Consider the following 1,054-nt stretch of genomic DNA (forward strand, 5'->3'; position numbering starts at 1 on the left):
GATGCGTTGGAGTTGGTGGATCCGGAGTACTGGGTGCGGCACGTGCGGCAGCCGGTGCGGTTCGCCGATGGTGTGGCGGCGTTGCGGGAGCAGGGCGTCGACACGTTCCTGGAGGTCGGCCCGGACGCCGTACTGACCGCCATGGCCGCCGAGGCGGAAGCCGGCGACGACGTGCGGTACGTCGCCACGCTGCGCCGCAACCAGTCCGACGTCACCACCCTCACCACCGCCGTCGGGCAGCTCTGGGCCGCCGGCGTGCCCGTCGACTGGGCGGCGTACCTGCACCAGGCCGGCGCCCGGCCGCGCGTGGTCGAGCTGCCCACCTACGCCTTCGACCGGCAGCGCTACTGGCTGGAGGATCCCCAGCCCGCCAAGGCTCTGAAGGGGACCAACGCCCCGTCCGACGAGCAGTTCTGGGCGGCGGTCGAGTCCGGTGACCTCGCCGTGCTGGGCGACGAGTTGGCGGTGGGCGCGGACGAGCCGTCCACGGCGCTGCTGCCCAAGCTCGCCCGGTGGCGGCGGGCCACGCAGCAGCGGGCCGCCGTCGACTCCTGGCGGTACCGGGCGACGTGGCGTACGGCCACCGTGCCGGAGTCCGTGACGTTGGCGGGCACCTGGCTGCTGCTGATGGCGCCGGGGCAGGAGGACCACCCGGTGGTCGCTGCCCTCGCCGCCCGGGCCGACCGGGCGGTCCCCGTGCTGGTCCCGGCCGGCGCGGACCGGGACCGGGTGGCGCAGCTGCTGCGGGAGGCGATGGGGACCGACGGCCGGGACGCCGACGTGGTGTCCCTGCTGTCGCTGGCCGACCGGCCGGAGCCGTCCGCGGTCCCGGCCGCCGCCGAGGTGTCGACGGCGCTGGCCGTGGTGCAGGCGCTGGCCGACGTCGGTGGGTCGGGCCGGCTGTGGTGGCTGACGCGTGGGGCGGTGTCGGTCGGCGGCTCGGACGTGTTGGCCGATGTCGCGGGTGCTGCGGTGTGGGGTTTGGGTCGGGTGGTGGGTTTGGAGTTGCCGTTGCGGTGGGGTGGGTTGGTGGATTTGCCGGTGTTGTTGGGTG

The 1,054-nt window shown here is 74.9% G+C and carries 1 protein-coding gene; it reads left to right on the forward strand.

Annotated elements, in window-relative coordinates; translation table 11 throughout:
• Positions 1 to 1,054 (forward strand): acyltransferase domain-containing protein (locus AB0G08_RS30175; RefSeq protein WP_358094383.1); only part of this gene is annotated, 1,054 nt, incomplete at both ends.

The organism is Micromonospora sp. NPDC023644 (genome assembly GCF_040640115.1).
In the GTDB taxonomy this organism is placed as follows: domain Bacteria; phylum Actinomycetota; class Actinomycetes; order Mycobacteriales; family Micromonosporaceae; genus Micromonospora.